The following is a 15,537-nucleotide window of genomic DNA, read 5'->3' on the forward strand; positions in this document are numbered from 1 at the left end:
ATTTCCCTTCCTGATTATTCCTGGGCGGACCTTTCCACTACTTTGCGCTTGCCCTTGGCACAGCGGGACAGGGCCTTGAGCCCGTCGCCGTCGAACGCATCCACCCGGATGACGTCGTACAGGGCGGTCAGCGCTTCCAGCAGCTTGTCGCATTCATCCGCTTTAACTACGCCCTGGGCGCAGGCCCAGTCCACCAGTTCCTTGCGCTCGTGGCCCATCAGCAGGGCAATGCCATCCAACTCGTCCTCATCCCGGTTGCGGATGGCCTCATGCAACCGACCACGCATGCCGGCGGTTTCGTTGGCCAGCTTGTAGGCATTGAGTACCCGGCCCAGTGGATCTTCCGGATCCATGTTGGTGTAGGCGCCGCGGCTGATCCGTTGGCGGACCGGGGTATCCTCGACGATGGTGCGGGCGACTTTGGTGCCCAGACGGTCGTCCGGTCCGTTGAGGCCGGTGGCGCCGAGCGGAAATACCAGCAGGCGCAGCGGCCAGCGCAGGGCCGGGACCGGGAAGTTGATGATGGCCTCACGCATGGAGCCCTGCAGATCCCTCATACAGGTTTTCAGGCTCCATTCCACCAACGGCCGCTGGTCATCGGGATAGCCTTCCTCGTGCCATTGCTTGATCACGGCGGTGGCATAGTAGAGGTGCACCAGGCAGTCCGCCATCCGGCCGGACAGGCGCTGGCGGGCTTTCAGGCCGCCGCCGACGGTGAGCAGGGTAACGTCAGTCATCAGCGCAAAGGCCGCGGAGAACCGGGCCAGCTGGCGATAATGGCGTTTGATCGCGCCATGGCGCGGTACCGATTCGATCACACCCCCGCTCAGCGCCAGCAGGAAGGCCCGTAGCGCATTGCGGGTGGTGTGGGCCAGATGGCGGTAGAAGATGCCGTCGAATTTCTTCGCGGCCTTGTCCTCGTCTTCCATGCCCGCCGCTTCGATCTCCTCGACGATGAACGGATGGCAGCGGATGGCGCCCTGGCCGAAGATCATCAGGCTGCGGGTGAGGATGTTGGCGCCTTCCACGGTGATGCCGATGGGCACCGCCTGGTAGGCCCGGGCCAGGAAGTTGCGGGGGCCGGTGATGACACCCCGGCCGGCGACCACATCCATGGCGTGGTTGATCACTTCCCGCATCAAGTCGGTGTTGCGGTATTTCAGCACCGCCGAGGGCACCGACGGGCGTACGCCCCGGTCCAGCATGCCGGAGGTGAGAAGGCGGGCGGCATCCATCATGTAGGTGTAGCCGGCGATGGGCTCCAGGGCTTCCTGCACGCCTTCAAACTGGCTGATGGAGCGGCCGAACTGCTCCCGGGTGTAGGCATAGGAGCCGGTCGCCAGGCTGGCCACCTTGCCGGCACCGGTGCCCAGGGCGGGAAGGGAGATGGAACGGCCGATGGACAGGCACTCCAGCAGCATGGTCCAGCCCTTGCCGAGCATGTCCTGGCCGCCGATGACCTGTTCCATGGGGATAAACACCTCGGTACCCCAGGTGGGACCGTTCATGAATACGGTGTTCATGGGCAGGTGGCGGGCACCGGCGTTCACGCCGTCAGTGTCCTTTGGAACCAGCACACAGGTCACGCCCACTTCGTCGTTCTCGCCCACCAGGTGCTCGGGGTCGTAGACCTTGATGGCCAGGCCGATCAGGGTGGCCACCGGGGCCAGGGTGATGTAACGCTTGTTCCAGGTCACCTTAAGGCCTAGTACCTCCTCGCCGTTCCACTCACCCTTGCAGACGATGCCCTTGTCCGGAATGGCGCCGGCGTCGGAGCCGGCCACCGGGGAGGTCAGGGCGAAGCAGGGAATTTCCTCGCCCTGAGCCAGGCGGGGGAGGTAATGCTGTTTCTGGTCGTCGGTGCCGTAGTGCATCAGCAGCTCACCCGGGCCCAGGGAGTTGGGCACCATGACGGTGACCGCCGCCGAGACGCTGCGGGTAGAGATCTTCATGACAATTTCGGAGTGGGCGGTGTTGGAGAAACCGAGGCCGCCATCCTCCTTGGGAATCACCAGGCCGAAGAAACCGTTCTCCCGGATGAATTTCCAGACCTTGTCCGGCAGGTCGTAATGCTCGTGAGTGATCTTCCAGTCATCGAGCATGGCGCAGAGCTTTTCCACCGGGCCATCGAGGAAGGCCTGCTCCTCGCTGGTCAGGTGCGCGGGCTTGGCGTCCAGCAGTTTGTTCCAGTTTGGTTTGCCCGAGAAGAGTTCGCCATCCCAGTCCACGGAACCGGAGCTGAGCGCTTCCTGTTCGGTATCGGAAAGTTTGGGCAGGCGGCTGCGAACCCAGCCCAGCAGCGGGCGGCTGATTTTATCGAGGCGCAGGTCGCCGGGAATGACCAGGATCAGCGCCAGAGCAAGGAAAATGCCGCCAAAGATGATGCTGAGAATATGCCATTCATCCTGGAACAGGCCGACAACCGTGGCAATGGCCATCACCGCGGCCGCCACGGTGCCTCCGATGCCAAGGTAGATCAGTACCAGGGCACTGATCAGTAATAGCAGAATGCTCATGGGCAGACCTCCATATCATGAATGAAATCAACAAAATCTGACCTTAACCATCGGCCAAAGTCCCTGTACTTGCAAGGATCGGGATCAAGTCCGGATGGGAAACCCTGTTGGCTTTCAGAGGCTGAGTCCGGTAATCAGTAACGCCAATGTGGACAGCAGGACGGCCACGTTCGTTCCCAGCACCGCGTTGAGCTGTTCCGGATTGTGGAGCACGAGAGGTAGTTGCCGGGAAATCCACAGGCCGACCGGCATTGTGACCAGGGCAAGGGCACTCCATCCCGGTAACCAGTCCAGCAGAACACCCGCCAGAACAGGAACATAACTGCCGAGCAAGAGAGCTGTGACCAGTCGTGCGGCCGCCTCTTGGCCAAGAGTAATAACCAGATGACGCCGGCCGACTTTCTGATCAGCCTCGGCATCCGGGATCTGGTTGATCAGCAGTAGCTCGCTTACCAGACATTGGGCGACCAGGGTCACGAGGAGCGCGGGGGCATCGATCCGGCCACCAAGGGCAACAATGGCGCCGAGGACCATGACCGGCCCGAACCCCAGGCCCGGGGCGAGCAGGCACAGGATGGGCCGGCGGGTAATCCAACGGGTGTAGGTCAGCACCAGGACAATACCGGCAACGCCCAGTACCAGCATGGGCAACCCCCGTTGCCAGAAAAAATACAGGCCGATGGCGGCAACCAGGCCCAGAGTTCCGATGGCAGCCGCCAGGACGCCCTTTGCCGCCGAGGGCACTTCGGGCAGTGCGCCGCTACCGCCGGAGAAGGGGGTACGCCGGGTGATCATATCCAGGCCGGAAACAAAGTCCTCGTACTCGTTGAACAGGTTGACCGCCGCATGGGCGAGCAGGGCGCCGATGAAGACCAGCAGAGTGTCGACCAAGGCCGGTGAGCCGCCCTGTTGCCAGGCGACAGCCACGCCAAGCCCGGCGCAAAGAGGGGCGAGAACCAGGAAGTTGGGGCGAAAGGCGCGAACTACCGCAGTCACTTCGGACATGCTGTATTTTCCTTATACGTAACCTGCGGCAAACACCAGTCCCAGCACGATCGGCATCACGACCAGACTGCCGAGGTTGCTGAGCAGGACCAGTGACGCCACTTTGTGGGGCTCCTGCTGGTATTGCTCAGCAACCATATAATTGAGCACCGCCGGAGGCAAGGCGGCGAACACCCACAGTGAGGCGGCCTGCAGACCGGGCAGGTCCAGCACGGCAATCAGCGGCCAGGCCAGCAACAGGCCGCTGGCGGGGCAGGCAATGGCACCCAGCAGGCCCAGTTTCCAGTCGTTGAAATCGATGTCGAGCATGCGCACCCCCAGAGCAAACAGCATCAGCGGGATACACACCTCGCCCAGCATGTTCATGCTCTCCAGCAAGGTGTGGGGCAGGGCAATGCCGCTGAGGTTGACCGCCAGGCCGGCAACACAGGCGAACACGATGGGGAGTTTCAGCCGCTGGATGATCGAGCTGTGGGGATCGAGCATGTAGAGCCCGACGCTGAAATGCAGAAGCATTTCAACGATGAACAGCACGATGGCCGCCGGTAGGGCCGCATCACCGAAGGCCAGCAACAGCACCGGAATGCCCATGTTGCCGGAATTATTGAACATCATCGGCGGCAAGAAGGTCTTCAGGTTCAGCTTGAGCACCTTGGCCAACGGGTAAAGCACGATACCGGAGCCGAGCACCACCACCGTCGCGCCCAGGGCCAGCTTGCCGTATTCCTGCAGGGGCGCCTGTTGGTCCGCCAGTACTGCGAACACCAGCAGGGGCACAAACAGCTCCATGTTCAGCACGTTCAGGCCCTTGATATCTGGGCTGCGGTAACGGCCGTAAAGGGCGCCACAGCCGGTGATCAGGAACACCGGCAACATCGTGGAAAGAATCTGGCCAAGCATCGGAGGGCTCCGGCAATCGGGAAAAGTCGGATGAATAAACGGTTAGGTTCGCAAGTAAAGCGGAACTTGGCAAATGCTATTGTCGGGAATTAGACCAAAGCCCAAGGGTTTGCCTGATGGCCTTGCTGTGGACACAATAGCTCGCATTGTCAGTCCGCATAGCGACCCTGGAGAGCACCCGTGCCCCATTTCGACCAACCTGTGTCCCGTGAGAACACCTGTTCCGTAAAGTTCGATGCCCGCAAGGCCGTCTTTGGCCGTGACGATGTCGTCCCGGTCTGGGTCGCGGATATGGACTTTGCGGCCCCGGAGCCGGTCACCAAGGCGCTGAAGAAACGTGCGGAGCATCCCGTCTATGGCTACACCCTGTTTCCGGAGGCCCTGTACCAGTCGATGATCGACTGGTTCCGCCAGCGCCACGGCTGGGAGATCCGCCGGGAGTGGATCCTGATGGCACCGGGGGTGGTGCCGTCACTGCACGGGGCCTGTCTGGCCTACGCCGGACCCGGTGAGGGCGTGATCATCCAACCGCCGGTATACCCACCTTTTTTCAGTTCCATAAAGCTGACCGGGCGGACCGTTGTCGAGAACCCGCTGGTTGCTGACAGGACCGAGGATGACAACATCCGCTACACCATGGATCTGGAGCATCTGGAGGCCTGTGCGGCGCGGCCGGAGAACCGGATCCTGATGTTATGTTCACCGCATAACCCGGTAGGTCGCGTGTGGTCGGAAGCGGAGCTGCGGGCGGTGCTGGATATCGCGCGCCGGCATGATCTGGTTGTTCTCAGCGACGAAATCCACTGTGACCTGGTCTTCCCCGATGCACCCTCCCATCACGTGCTGGCCACCCTGGCCGACCCGGACGATGCCCTGGTTACGGCGGTGGCCCCGAGCAAGAGCTTCAACATGCCGGGACTCGGGCTCTCGGCCCTGGTTATTCCCGACCAGTCCCGGCGTCAGGCCATCAAGGCCGTGTTTGATCAGATGCACCTGCCGCAGTGCAACCCGTTCAGCGTAGCCGGGTTTGAAGCAGGCTATCGGGCCGGTGGCCCCTGGCTCGACCAGTTGATGGCGTACCTGCAGGGGAACCGGGATTTTGTGGTCGATGCCATCGACCGCCTGCCTGGTATCACCACCTTCGCGCCTGAAGGTACTTACCTGATGTGGCTGGACTGCCGCGAACTGGGGCTGGACGATGCCGGCCTGAAACGGTTCTTTGTCCAGGGCGCCGGTGTGGGCATGAACCCGGGCATCAGCTTCGGAGAGCCGGGAACCGGGTTCATGCGCCTTAACATCGGCTGTCCGCGCCAGACCCTGGTCGAGGTGCTGGATCGGATCGAGCAGGCACTGTCAGCAACCTGACCCGGGGGCCTGATCTTGGGCCTTGTGAAACGCGGGTCGCTTGACCCGTGTTGCCAGCAGCAGCCCAGCCAGGATCAGACCGCCCCCGACGATATGGAACAGCCCCAGGAACTCGCCCAGGAACAGGCCGGCAAGGACGGACGCATAAACCGGGGTCAGGTACATGAAAATGGCGGCGCCACCCGGGCCGATGGTGTGCACACCGTGGTTCCAGAACGCGTAGGCCAGAATGCCGGGGAAGATGGCGAAGTAGAGCAATGGCAGGGCGGTATCGCGGGACAGTTCGAAGCCGCCGGCAAAGAAAAACAGATCCATCAAATAGAACGGCAGAATGATCAGGGTGCCAAGCAGGATCTGGGTGGTAAGGAAAGTCAGGGCCGGCAGCGGTACCGCCTGGCGGCGCAGCAGCACCGAAAACAACCCCCAGCTGAATACCGCCGCGACCATGATCAGATCACCGGGCTGGGCCTGCAGGCCCGTGAGCACGGACAGTTGGCCCCGGGCAATTACCACCAGGATGCCGAGCACCGCCAGGCCGATACCCAGGACCTGGATGGGGCGGGTGCGGTCGCCCAGCATCAGCCAGGCCAGTAGGGCCACGAAAATGGGGATGGTGGCGTTGATCAGGGCGATGTTGGTGGCGGTGGTGGTGGTGGCGGCGTAGTACAACAGCGAGTTGAATGCAGCCACACTGAAGGTGGCCAGGGCGATCATGGAGCCAAGATGCCGGCGGATTGTCTCCCGGTTTCGCAGGATGCCCGGCAGCCCAAACGGCAACAGGATGGCCAGGGCAATGATCCAGCGCCAGAACGACATGGACAGGGGGGGTATGTCCTGCACGGTGCCCCGGGCAACCACTGCATTGCCGGCCCAGAACAGGGGCGTCAGCACCAGCCCGGTGTAGGCCAGTGCCGTGGATTTCGAGAAGGACTGTGACGAAGCCAAGAGCGGTTCTCCCGTCGTTTTTCATCCGCTGGGTGAAAAAACGACTAGCATACTACTCTCCCGGCACTTCTGCCTCCGTACCAATGTGGTAGGCGGCAAAGCCGGCCATCACCACCTGGTCCACCGCCATGCCGATGATTCGGCCTTTCGTGGTGGAGTGGATCGGATGCTGGGCATTGGTGATCGGATCGGCGACATAGCCGAGGATCTCCCCCTCGCTGACATTGGCGCCCAGCTCCACCTCACTGAACAGGATGCCGCCGTGATCGGCCCGGATCCAGTCGGAGTCGTAATAGACCGGCTCCGGATCACCCCAGACAAACATCCGCGAGATCATGCCCTGCCTTTCCATCAGGCTGGTCAGGCTATTGACCCCGGCCTCGATCTGATGCTCCTGGATGCGGTGGGATTCGCCGGCCTCCAGGGTGACCGTGGTAATCCCGGCTTCCACCGCCGCCGTCCGGAGCATGCCGGCTGACCCGGAGCTGTGGACTACGGCCATGCGATCAAAGCCTCGGGTGAACCGGGCTACATCCGGGTTGTTCATGTCCGCCCGAAGTTGCGGCAGGTTGGTGCGTTTGAGGGAACCGGTGTGGATGTCCACCAGCATGTCACAGCGGCGGATGATGTTCTCGAACAGGGAATGGGCGATCCGGTCTGCCAGGCTGCCGGTTTCGCTGCCGGGAAAGTGCCGGTTCAGGTCACGCCGGTCCGGCAGGTAGCGGCTGGCCTGCTGGAATCCGGGCAGGTTGACGATGGGGATGCCCACCACGCGCCCGCTGAGTTTTTCCGGGTTCAGGTCGTACACCGTGCGGCGGATGATCTCGATACCGTTGAGTTCGTCACCGTGGACGGCACCGGTGAGGCACAGGGTGGGACCAGCGTTGACGCCATTGACCACCAGCACCGGAGTGGGTTGGGATAGCCCGGCGATCTGGATTCCAGGCGACCAGGCTAGCCGGGTCGAGGTTCCTGGCAGCACTTCGCTACCCAGCAGGGTGAAGCTGCTGGCTTTCTCCGGCTCGGGTTCAGGATCGGCAGCGGCCTGAACGTTTTCCGGAGTCCCATCTGTTTGCCCGTCCGCGCCGGTTTCCGGTTCTGCTTTGGTCACCGTGGCTGAGGGCGCAGGCTCTGGCACGACCTCCTTCAGGTCAATGTTCGGGGCAACCCTCTGGGCGGGCTCTTCCCGGACAGCCTGCTCGCCGGTATCGGGATCAGCGTGCGGTTCCTGTTCCGCTTCCGTTGGAGTCGATTCGAGAGGTTCGGACTGCTCTATGTCCTCTACATCTTCATCCTCGGCCAGTTCCGCCACCAGGATCGCTTTCGGGGCTGTCTCGCCGGGAGCGTTGGCGGAGGAGTCTTCGGCCAGCGCGGGCAGGGAGGCAAGGCCAAGCATGGCGGCCAGTGCCAGCAGGAAGCTCGTTGTTCGGGTGGCGTCAAACAGCATGGTTCCTCAACGTTCGTGATTTGGCGCTAGAGGATAGAGTCACGCTGGCCGTGATGGATACAGCTGTGACAAAGGTTTAATGCCCTTTTCATTAAATCCGGCCACGATGAGTGGCAGTGCCGGTCAAAGCTGTTTGCAGGTGCTATGTTGTAAGCATGTGACAGTTATAACGTTGCCAAGGAGTGAACCCTATGGATCTTTTGCGAATTTTGATAGCAATTTTGTTACCGCCCCTGGGCGTGTTCCTGCAGGTCGGTATCGGCAAGCACTTCTGGATCAACATCCTGCTGACGCTCCTGGGTTACATTCCAGGCATCGTGCATGCGGTGTGGGTAATTGCCAAGAAGTAGAAAATTCTGAATGTTAAAATCAAAAGCCCGGAAATTCCGGGCTTTTTGCGTTAGATGGCTGTGAAAATATTCGGTTGGAGCCGACTGCTCTGGTCAGGTGTGATCATTACGGAACCACTGCCCGTCCTCTTCCCTGGCACGGCCATCGGCTTCCAGCTTCAGCAGGTGCGCAAGCGCCGAGCGGGCGGCCAGACCGTGAATCGCCACCGGGACATCGTCGTAGGCTTTCGCTGTCAGGTCCTTCAGACCGACCGGCGATAACTCCTTGAGAGCCTTGGCCACCTTGTGCTCCCGGGACAGGCGATGGGTGATCAGGTAGTCGATCACCGCCTCAGGGCGCGCCATGAGGAAGCCGTGGGCCGGCGCGATGTAGTTCAGCGGTTCGGTCAGCAACTCGTACAGCGACTCGATGTAGGTCTTCATGTCGCCGTCCGGCGGATTAATGACCACGGTCGAACCCTGCATGATGTGATCCCCGGAGAACAACAGTTCCTGGTCCACCAGCAGGTAACACAGATGGTTCGAGGCATGGCCGGGGGTGTGAAGCACCTTGAGCAGTCCGGCCTCGGTGACAATCAGATCCCCGTGCTGCGGTTGGTCGTCAGGCTCAAAGGACTGGTCCTGGGAGGCACCGGCGGGCGCGGGCCCGCCGAAGGCCCGGCAACCGGTTCTCTGTTTCAGCGTGGCGGTGCCCGGGGAGTGGTCAATATGGGTGTGGGTCACCACCACCTGATCGATCATGCCCCCGGTCAGCTCCAGAATCCGATCTATATGGACCGGATCATCCGGGCCCGGGTCGAGAACCGTAAACCTCTCATGCCCCAGCAGGTAGGTATTGGTACCCGGGCCGGTCATCATGCCCGGGTTGGGCGCGGTAAGCCGCACCACACCGGCGGCAATCTCCACCGCTTCCCCGGGCACGATCTCCGCATGGGTCGATCCCTCGCCTTCCGGATCCAGCTTGGCCGCTTCATCATAGGCCGGTGAGCCGGGCTCCAGGGTCACCGGTTTGCCCTTGCGAATCGCCGGCCATGGTTGACTGGGATACGGCTCCGGTGGATTGGCGTGGGCATAGCGCATGACCGCTGCGGTGGTGTCAAAATCGCTGAGCACCCGCAACGTCCGGATCGTCGGCAGACCCAGCAACCGCTTGCCGCTGCGATGCTCCTCCAGCGCCTGCGCCGGGTCGATCCAGACATGATCAATGGTCTCCACCCCGTCATGGGAGGCGCCCTGTCCCTCCGGCGCTGCCGCCACAAAAAACCGGGTATCAAACCGCCGTGGCGGACCGGGGGGTGTAATCCAGTGGCTCAGATAAGCCACCCGGTCGAGGGGAATTGTCAGAGAATGTTTCTGACACAATTCCGCGAGCGAAACCTCTCCCTTGAACAGCGATATCCGCTCCTTCCGGACCGGGTGATCGGCGCCGACCGGCGCCCCCTGCTCATCCAGCACCAGCAGAATCCCGGCCTCCTCGAAACACTCCCGGACCGCGGCCAGCATGTAATCCGCACCACCTTCATCCAGACTCATGATCTGGCTGATCTCGGCATCGGCCGGACCGATGGCGTGTTCACGGCCATGGGGTTCCTGAACGTCCACGGCCCCGCCGGGGAAAACAAAGTACCCGGGCATGAAAGCGGCTTTCCATGTCCGTTGCAGGAGCAGGACCTGAAGCCCCTCGGTGGTATCTCGTAGCAGGATCAGTGTGGCGGCAGGGCGTATATCCATATAGTTTCCAGTCAGTCGTTCTTGCCAGGTGCGCGAACGGGGCAGGAACAAGGGGGTTGGGATGGCCTTTCCAAAACTGTGCGGAGCCATGGATGGCGGAGCTCAAGCGCCACATGGACGTGCTCGAGCGGGTTTTGGAAAGGCCATCCCAACCCCCGCTCCCCCGGGATTCAATGCGCAGGGATCAGAAGCAAGATAACTGAATTTGCCACAGGGTGAACAGTAAAACCCAAGAGCGTATGATTTGCGGCAACAGCAACCCGCATCCAGACAGGTGACCAACCGTGGCCCGAATCAAACTCTCCTTCCCGGACGACGCCTTCGTCTTCGAAACCAGAATGCCCGTCCGCATCACCGACATCAATGGCGCCAACCACCTCGGCAACGACGCCCTCATCTCCATGCTGTCCGAGGCCCGGGCCCAGTTCCTCGTGGAATACGGCGTGGAAGAAAGCGACCGGCAGGACATCGGCATCATCATCACTGACCTGGCCACCATGTATCAGTCCGAATCCTTCTACCCGGACATGCTGCGGTTCGAAGTCGGCCTGATGGACTTCAACAAGTACGGCGGTGACTTCGTGTTCCGGGTTACCAAGGCCGACGGCGGCCAACCCGTGGCTCTGGCCAAGTATGGTTTTGTCTTCTTCGACTACCAGCGCCGGCAAGTGGCACCCATGCCGGACAGCTTCCGGTCACGCTTTGCCGGGAGTGAATCAGGGGATTCCTGAATCCGTCGGTTCAGCAGGTGCCCGCAATCAGGCGGGCGCTTCCTGCTGGCGGAGATGGGTCATGCCCTGACGGTACAGGAAATAGGCGGTGGTGCCGGCCAGCAGGTTGCCCACCAGCGCCCCTGACATCAGCCCGGTAAGCCCGGAGATCCGCGAGCCCAGCCACAGCATCGGCAGGTACCAGACGAACAGCCGCAGGGTGGAAATCAGCAGTGCGCGTATCGGCAGTCCGAGGGCATTGTTCACCGAGACCATCAGCATACACACCCCCAACCCGCTGTAACTCAGCGGCACCCGCAGCAGATAGTTCACCAGTATGTCCTGCACATCCGCGTCCCGGGTAAACAGCGTCGAAACCAGACCGGAAGCCGCCAGCCAGATCAGTGCCAGGGCCAGCTGCCAGACCACGATAAACCGGACCGCAATGCGCACCAGACGTCGGATGGTTTCAAGTTCGCCGGCCCCTAGCAGGCGCCCGATCATCGGCGGCATGGACATGGTCAGCGCCAGCACCACCACGATCGAGAAGAATTCCAGCCGGGTGCCCAGTCCCCAGGCCGCCACTGCCGCCGAACCGAAACCGGCCACCAGCGCCGTGGCCAGCATGGCCGAGACCGGTGGCATCAACTGACTGACCATGGCCGGTGCCATGATGCTGGCAAGCTGACGCAGGGCTGCGGCCAACTTCAGCTGGAGCAGGTCAAACCGGAGCCAGTGGCGCCGTACCATGGCGGGGTAGACCACCAGCGCGCCCAGCCCGAAAGCGGTAATTGTGGCCCAAGCCGCGCCCGGCAGACCCCAGCCGAACACAAAGATGTACAGCGGATCCAGGGCGATGTTGATCAGGCTGGTGGCAATCATCATATAGCCGGGCAGTTTGGTATCGCCGTTGGAGCGGCAGACCGCGTAACCGAAATACAGCATGGCCCCGGTCCAGGCCGACACCAGCCAGGGCGCCCAGTACTCCCGGATCACCGGCCGCAGTGCCATTTCTGCTCCCAATAGATCGAGGATCACCGTCTGCAGCAGCCATACCGACAGGCACAGGATCATCGCCAGGCTGGCACCGATAGTGACAACCAGCCCACCCAGGCGTTGGGCCCGGATCTCGTCGTCCTGGCCCAGGGTGCGGGAGATGATGGCGGTGGTAGCGATGCCCAGGCCCACATACATGCCGCTGACCAGTTGCTGTATGGGCACGGTGAAACCCAGTGCGGCCAGCGGATCACGCCCGAGCTGACCCACGAAGGCACTGTCAGCCAGGTGGAAGGTCATCAGGGACAGAGCGCCGAACAGCATGGGCCAGGTCATGCCATAAAGCTGGCGGACGAGGCTTGTGTTTTCGGATGTCTGGTTCAAAACAGCCTGCGTGGTACCAGGAGTGGGTGAAAAGGCAGGAGAGTATAACGCAGATAAGGTGTCGGGTCCGGGGATCAACCCGGAACCCGATCAGGAGGGTATCAGAGTGCGTTCAGGGCGGCGTCGTAATCCGGCTCGGTCTTGATCTCGTTCACCAGCTCGCTGTGCAGCACCTTGTTGTTTTCGTCCAGTACCACAACGGCACGGGCACACAGGCCGGCCAGCGGGCCATCCTGGATGGCGACGCCGTAGTCCTGCTGGAACGCGTAGTTACGGAAAGTGGACAGGGTTTCCACATCCTTCAGGCCTTCGGCACCACAGAAGCGTGAGGCGGCGAAGGGCAGGTCGGCGGAGACCACCAGCACCACGGTGTTGTCAAGATCCCCGGCCTTCTCGTTGAACTTGCGGGTGGAGGCGGCGCAGACACCGGTGTCGATGCTGGGAATGATGTTCAGGATCTTTCGCTTGCCGTTCCAGTTGTCGAGTTTGACTTCTTCCAGGCCGCTGTTGGTCAGGGTGAAGGGGAGAGCGTTGTCGCCTGGTTGGGGGAATTTGCCGCTCAGTTCGATGGGGTTGCCGTCCAGGGTGACTTTGGTCATTTTAGCTCCTTGTTGAGTCCGGTTTGGGGTTTTACTGATCTACTCTTCCCAGACTAGTTTGGATGACTTCGATTGTCATTATCGCCGATTTAGTTGGGTGCCGGTCCGGGCAGGGGCCTGCTTTCCAAAACCCGCTCCTTCGGCACCCCTCCGGGGTCCAGCCAGCAATCACAGATTGCTGTCGTTCGGCTGTCGCATGAAGCTCCGCTTCATAAACGCTCGGCCTCACCCCTGTGACGCTTGAGCTCCGCCATTCTTGGCTCCGCACAGTTTTGGAAAGCAGGCCCCTACCCGGACTCGAACCACCGAGGTGGATTCGACCCGACCAGACCGCTATCGGCTGGATGCACCTTGCGGCTCGAAGCCGGGAGCCGGGTGGCGTTGGACCAGAATCAGGTAGCAGGCCATTGCGATAGCGGCGCATACGGCGATGGTGCTGGCCATGACCAGGGAGGTGCCGTCGTGGAAGTAGCCGACGAGGGCTCCGGCTATGGCGGCGAGGGCCATCTGGATGAAGCCAAACAGGGCGGAGGCGGAGCCGGCCATGGTGGGGAAGTTGGCCATGGCCCCGGCCATGGTCTGGGGGAGGACCATGCCGGTGCCGATCATGAACAGGGTCTGGGGCAGGATGACGGCCCAGACGTTGTAGATTTCCTGGTAGGCCAGGATGGCCATAGTGGTTCCTCCGGCTACGGCGACCACCAGTCCCCGAACGAGAATTTGATCGGTAAGGAGGTTGCGGCCGAGGCGCACGGCGGTGAGGTTGCCGATGATGAAGCCGGCGACCATGCAGGCGAAGTACATACCGAAGTGCCTCGGATCGACGCCGAGGAAGTCGATCAGCACGAAGGACGAGCCGGACAGGAAGGCAAACAGTCCGGCGAAGATGGCGGCGTTGGTGAGCGCATAGCCCACGAAGGTGACATCCGTGATGATGCGACGATAGTTACGGAGCAGGGCGCAGGGATTGAGTGGCTGGCGATACTCCGGGCGCATGGGTTCGGGGATGCCGTAAGCAACCACCACGGCCATGATCAGGGCGTAGGCGCCTAGCGCGATGAAAATGGATGACCAGCCCAGGCCGGTGACCATTACACCGCCGATGGTCGGAGCGACCGCCGGTGCGACGGCCATGATGCTGGCCAGGATGGCGAGGATTTTCGCAGCTTCGCGCGGGGTATAGATGTCCCGGATCGCGGCACGACCGAGGACCGGCCCCGCGGAACCGCCCAGGGCCTGCAGGAAGCGGCAGACCTGGAGGGTTTCAATGTTGGTGGCCAGGGCACAACCGAGGCTGGCCAGTGCGAACAGGACAAAGCCGCCAATCATGATCGGTTTGCGGCCAAACCGGTCGGCAAGAGGTCCGCAGATCAGCTGGGCGATGGCAAAGCCCGCCATGTACAGGCTTAGTGTCAGCTGGACCTGGTCGGTGCCGGTACCGAAGTCGCTGCCGATTTGCGGCAGCGCAGGCAGGTACATGTCCGTCGCCAGGGGGCCCAGGGCGACGGCGGCTGCCAGTAGTATTGTTGTCCAAACGCTTGTCAGTGCGAGCATCCGATATCCCTGACTTGGGGGGAGGCGGGATTGGGACAGGCTTTCCAAAACCCGCTCAAGCACGTCCATGTGGCGCTTGAGCTCCGCCATCCATGGCTCCGCACAGTTTTGGAAAGCCTGTCCCAATCCCGCCATTAAGCTTTGGAGAAGAGTCTAGGGATCTTCTGAGAAAAGATAATGGCATTACTGCTCATATGACCTATGAGCAAAAGTAATTGATTAGCTGTTGAGTTTGTTCATCGAGGCGGCAACCGCATTTACCTGATTCCGGAGCCACTTATGGGCGGGGTCGTTCTGGTTACGCCGGTGCCAGAGCATCAGCAGGGTAAACGGTTTAATGTCAAAGGGAAGAGGGACCCAGGCGAAATCCCGGAGCAGGTGTTGGCTCATCAGTTGTGGGGCGGTCGCCAACATGTCCGTGCCCCGGAGGAATTCAGGAAGGCCGGAGAAGTTGGATACGGTCACCACATTGCGACGGCTGAGTCCCCTTGCGTGCAAAGAGATCTCGAAAGAAGGCCTTTCGCCGGTAGCAAACACCAGACTGATGTGGTGAGACTTGAGAAAATCGGCAAGATTTTCCGGTGGTTCCCGATAGTCCGGATCGTAGAAGACCACATTTCGATCCGCCATCAGCCCCCGCTGCATGACGTCCGTGGCTTCCGGCGGGTGGGGTGAAATGATCAGGTCGCACACGTCCTTGCGCAACATGTCGGCACTCGGAATGCCGGATGGAATTACCTGCAAACGGATCCCCGGTGCTTCCCGCCGCAGGATTTTGACCAGGCCCGGAAGTAACAGGTCTCTCTGGTAATCGTTGGCGGCAATGGTGAACGTAAACTCGGCAGTGGCCGGGCTGAACGGCGGGCCGGCGGAGAGTGACCGCAGATCGTCCAGAATCTGCCGAATATGCGGCCCCGCCTGCAGGGCATAGCGGGTTGGCACGATGCCCCGACCGGATTTCACGAACAGCGGATCCCCCAGCGCCTGCCGGAGTCGTTCCAGCGTATGACTGACCGCCGACTGGGTCACGCCCAG

13 protein-coding genes are annotated in these 15,537 nt (G+C 61.7%); 3 read left to right on the plus strand and 10 right to left on the minus strand.

The features are described from left to right. Positions 1-14: 14 nt before the first annotated feature. The 3 genes from R6W86_RS03315 to R6W86_RS03325 all read right to left on the minus strand — a co-directional run bounded on the left by R6W86_RS03315 (position 15) and on the right by R6W86_RS03325 (position 4,421). Positions 15-2,516 (minus strand): acyl-CoA dehydrogenase, encoded by a 2,502-nt coding sequence (locus R6W86_RS03315; protein WP_410327972.1) that lies wholly within the window; start codon positions 2,514-2,516, stop codon positions 15-17. A gap of 114 nt (positions 2,517-2,630) precedes the next feature. Continuing rightward, the gene (locus tag R6W86_RS03320) at positions 2,631-3,521 is read right to left on the minus strand and encodes a prenyltransferase (protein WP_410327973.1); all 891 of its coding nucleotides are present in this window, start codon (positions 3,519-3,521) and stop codon (positions 2,631-2,633) included. Positions 3,522-3,533: 12 nt separating this feature from the next. After that, positions 3,534-4,421: an AEC family transporter gene (locus R6W86_RS03325; RefSeq protein ID WP_410327974.1), complete on the minus strand. Its 888-nt coding sequence runs from the start codon at positions 4,419-4,421 to the stop codon at positions 3,534-3,536. Between the two features lie 180 nt (positions 4,422-4,601). Here R6W86_RS03325 and R6W86_RS03330 point away from each other — a divergent pair, with 180 nt between their 5' ends. Further along, positions 4,602-5,786, plus strand: a complete 1,185-nt coding sequence (locus tag R6W86_RS03330; RefSeq protein WP_410327975.1) for a MalY/PatB family protein — start codon at positions 4,602-4,604, stop codon at positions 5,784-5,786. Here the strand turns inward: R6W86_RS03330 and R6W86_RS03335 are convergent. After that, on the minus strand, positions 5,775-6,731 hold the full coding sequence (locus R6W86_RS03335; RefSeq protein ID WP_410327976.1) for a DMT family transporter: 957 nt from the start codon (positions 6,729-6,731) through the stop codon (positions 5,775-5,777). The genes R6W86_RS03330 and R6W86_RS03335 overlap by 12 nt on opposite strands. A gap of 52 nt (positions 6,732-6,783) precedes the next feature. Continuing rightward, on the minus strand, positions 6,784-8,178 hold the full coding sequence (locus R6W86_RS03340; protein ID WP_410327977.1) for a succinylglutamate desuccinylase/aspartoacylase family protein: 1,395 nt from the start codon (positions 8,176-8,178) through the stop codon (positions 6,784-6,786). A 191-nt stretch (positions 8,179-8,369) separates the two neighbouring features. Between R6W86_RS03340 and R6W86_RS03345 the strand changes: the two genes are divergently transcribed. After that, positions 8,370-8,528 (plus strand): YqaE/Pmp3 family membrane protein, encoded by a 159-nt coding sequence (locus R6W86_RS03345; protein ID WP_091998138.1) that lies wholly within the window; start codon positions 8,370-8,372, stop codon positions 8,526-8,528. A gap of 93 nt (positions 8,529-8,621) precedes the next feature. Here R6W86_RS03345 and R6W86_RS03350 read toward each other — a convergent pair whose 3' ends face one another. Further along, complete coding sequence (locus tag R6W86_RS03350) at positions 8,622-10,259, minus strand: MBL fold metallo-hydrolase (RefSeq protein WP_410327978.1); 1,638 nt, start codon at positions 10,257-10,259, stop codon at positions 8,622-8,624. A 284-nt stretch (positions 10,260-10,543) separates the two neighbouring features. On the opposite strand from R6W86_RS03350, the gene R6W86_RS03355 reads away from it, so the two are divergent. Next, positions 10,544-10,990, plus strand: coding sequence for a thioesterase family protein (locus tag R6W86_RS03355; RefSeq protein ID WP_091998134.1), 447 nt, complete (start codon positions 10,544-10,546; stop codon positions 10,988-10,990). A 27-nt stretch (positions 10,991-11,017) separates the two neighbouring features. Here R6W86_RS03355 and R6W86_RS03360 read toward each other — a convergent pair whose 3' ends face one another. From R6W86_RS03360 to R6W86_RS03375, 4 genes are all read right to left on the minus strand, one after another. After that, the gene (locus R6W86_RS03360) at positions 11,018-12,301 is read right to left on the minus strand and encodes an MATE family efflux transporter (protein ID WP_410327981.1); all 1,284 of its coding nucleotides are present in this window, start codon (positions 12,299-12,301) and stop codon (positions 11,018-11,020) included. Between the two features lie 149 nt (positions 12,302-12,450). Continuing rightward, positions 12,451-12,948 (minus strand): thiol peroxidase, encoded by a 498-nt coding sequence (gene tpx, locus R6W86_RS03365; protein WP_410327979.1) that lies wholly within the window; start codon positions 12,946-12,948, stop codon positions 12,451-12,453. 333 nt (positions 12,949-13,281) lie between these two features. Next, a complete protein-coding gene (locus R6W86_RS03370; protein WP_410327982.1) occupies positions 13,282-14,502 on the minus strand; it encodes a multidrug effflux MFS transporter in 1,221 nt (406 codons plus the stop codon). A 219-nt stretch (positions 14,503-14,721) separates the two neighbouring features. Continuing rightward, on the minus strand, positions 14,722-15,537 hold an 816-nt coding region (locus tag R6W86_RS03375), incomplete at its 5' end, for a LysR family transcriptional regulator (protein WP_410327980.1).

It is taken from the genome of Marinobacter sp. (genome assembly GCF_046484525.1).
Lineage (GTDB): Bacteria > Pseudomonadota > Gammaproteobacteria > Pseudomonadales > Oleiphilaceae > Marinobacter.

Bases quoted from the DNA above. Each gene is read 5' to 3' on its own strand.
- R6W86_RS03360 (WP_410327981.1), bottom strand. From the start codon at position 12,301: ATGACCTGGCCCATGCTGTTCGGCGCTCTGTCCCTGATGACCTTCCAC.
- R6W86_RS03370 (WP_410327982.1), bottom strand. From the start codon at position 14,502: ATGCTCGCACTGACAAGCGTTTGGACAACAATACTACTGGCAGCCGCC.
- R6W86_RS03320 (WP_410327973.1), bottom strand. From the start codon at position 3,521: ATGTCCGAAGTGACTGCGGTAGTTCGCGCCTTTCGCCCCAACTTCCTG.
- R6W86_RS03325 (WP_410327974.1), bottom strand. From the start codon at position 4,421: ATGCTTGGCCAGATTCTTTCCACGATGTTGCCGGTGTTCCTGATCACC.
- R6W86_RS03340 (WP_410327977.1), bottom strand. From the start codon at position 8,178: ATGCTGTTTGACGCCACCCGAACAACGAGCTTCCTGCTGGCACTGGCC.
- R6W86_RS03345 (WP_091998138.1), top strand. From the start codon at position 8,370: ATGGATCTTTTGCGAATTTTGATAGCAATTTTGTTACCGCCCCTGGGC.
- R6W86_RS03315 (WP_410327972.1), bottom strand. From the start codon at position 2,516: ATGAGCATTCTGCTATTACTGATCAGTGCCCTGGTACTGATCTACCTT.
- R6W86_RS03350 (WP_410327978.1), bottom strand. From the start codon at position 10,259: ATGGATATACGCCCTGCCGCCACACTGATCCTGCTACGAGATACCACC.
- tpx (WP_410327979.1), bottom strand. From the start codon at position 12,948: ATGACCAAAGTCACCCTGGACGGCAACCCCATCGAACTGAGCGGCAAA.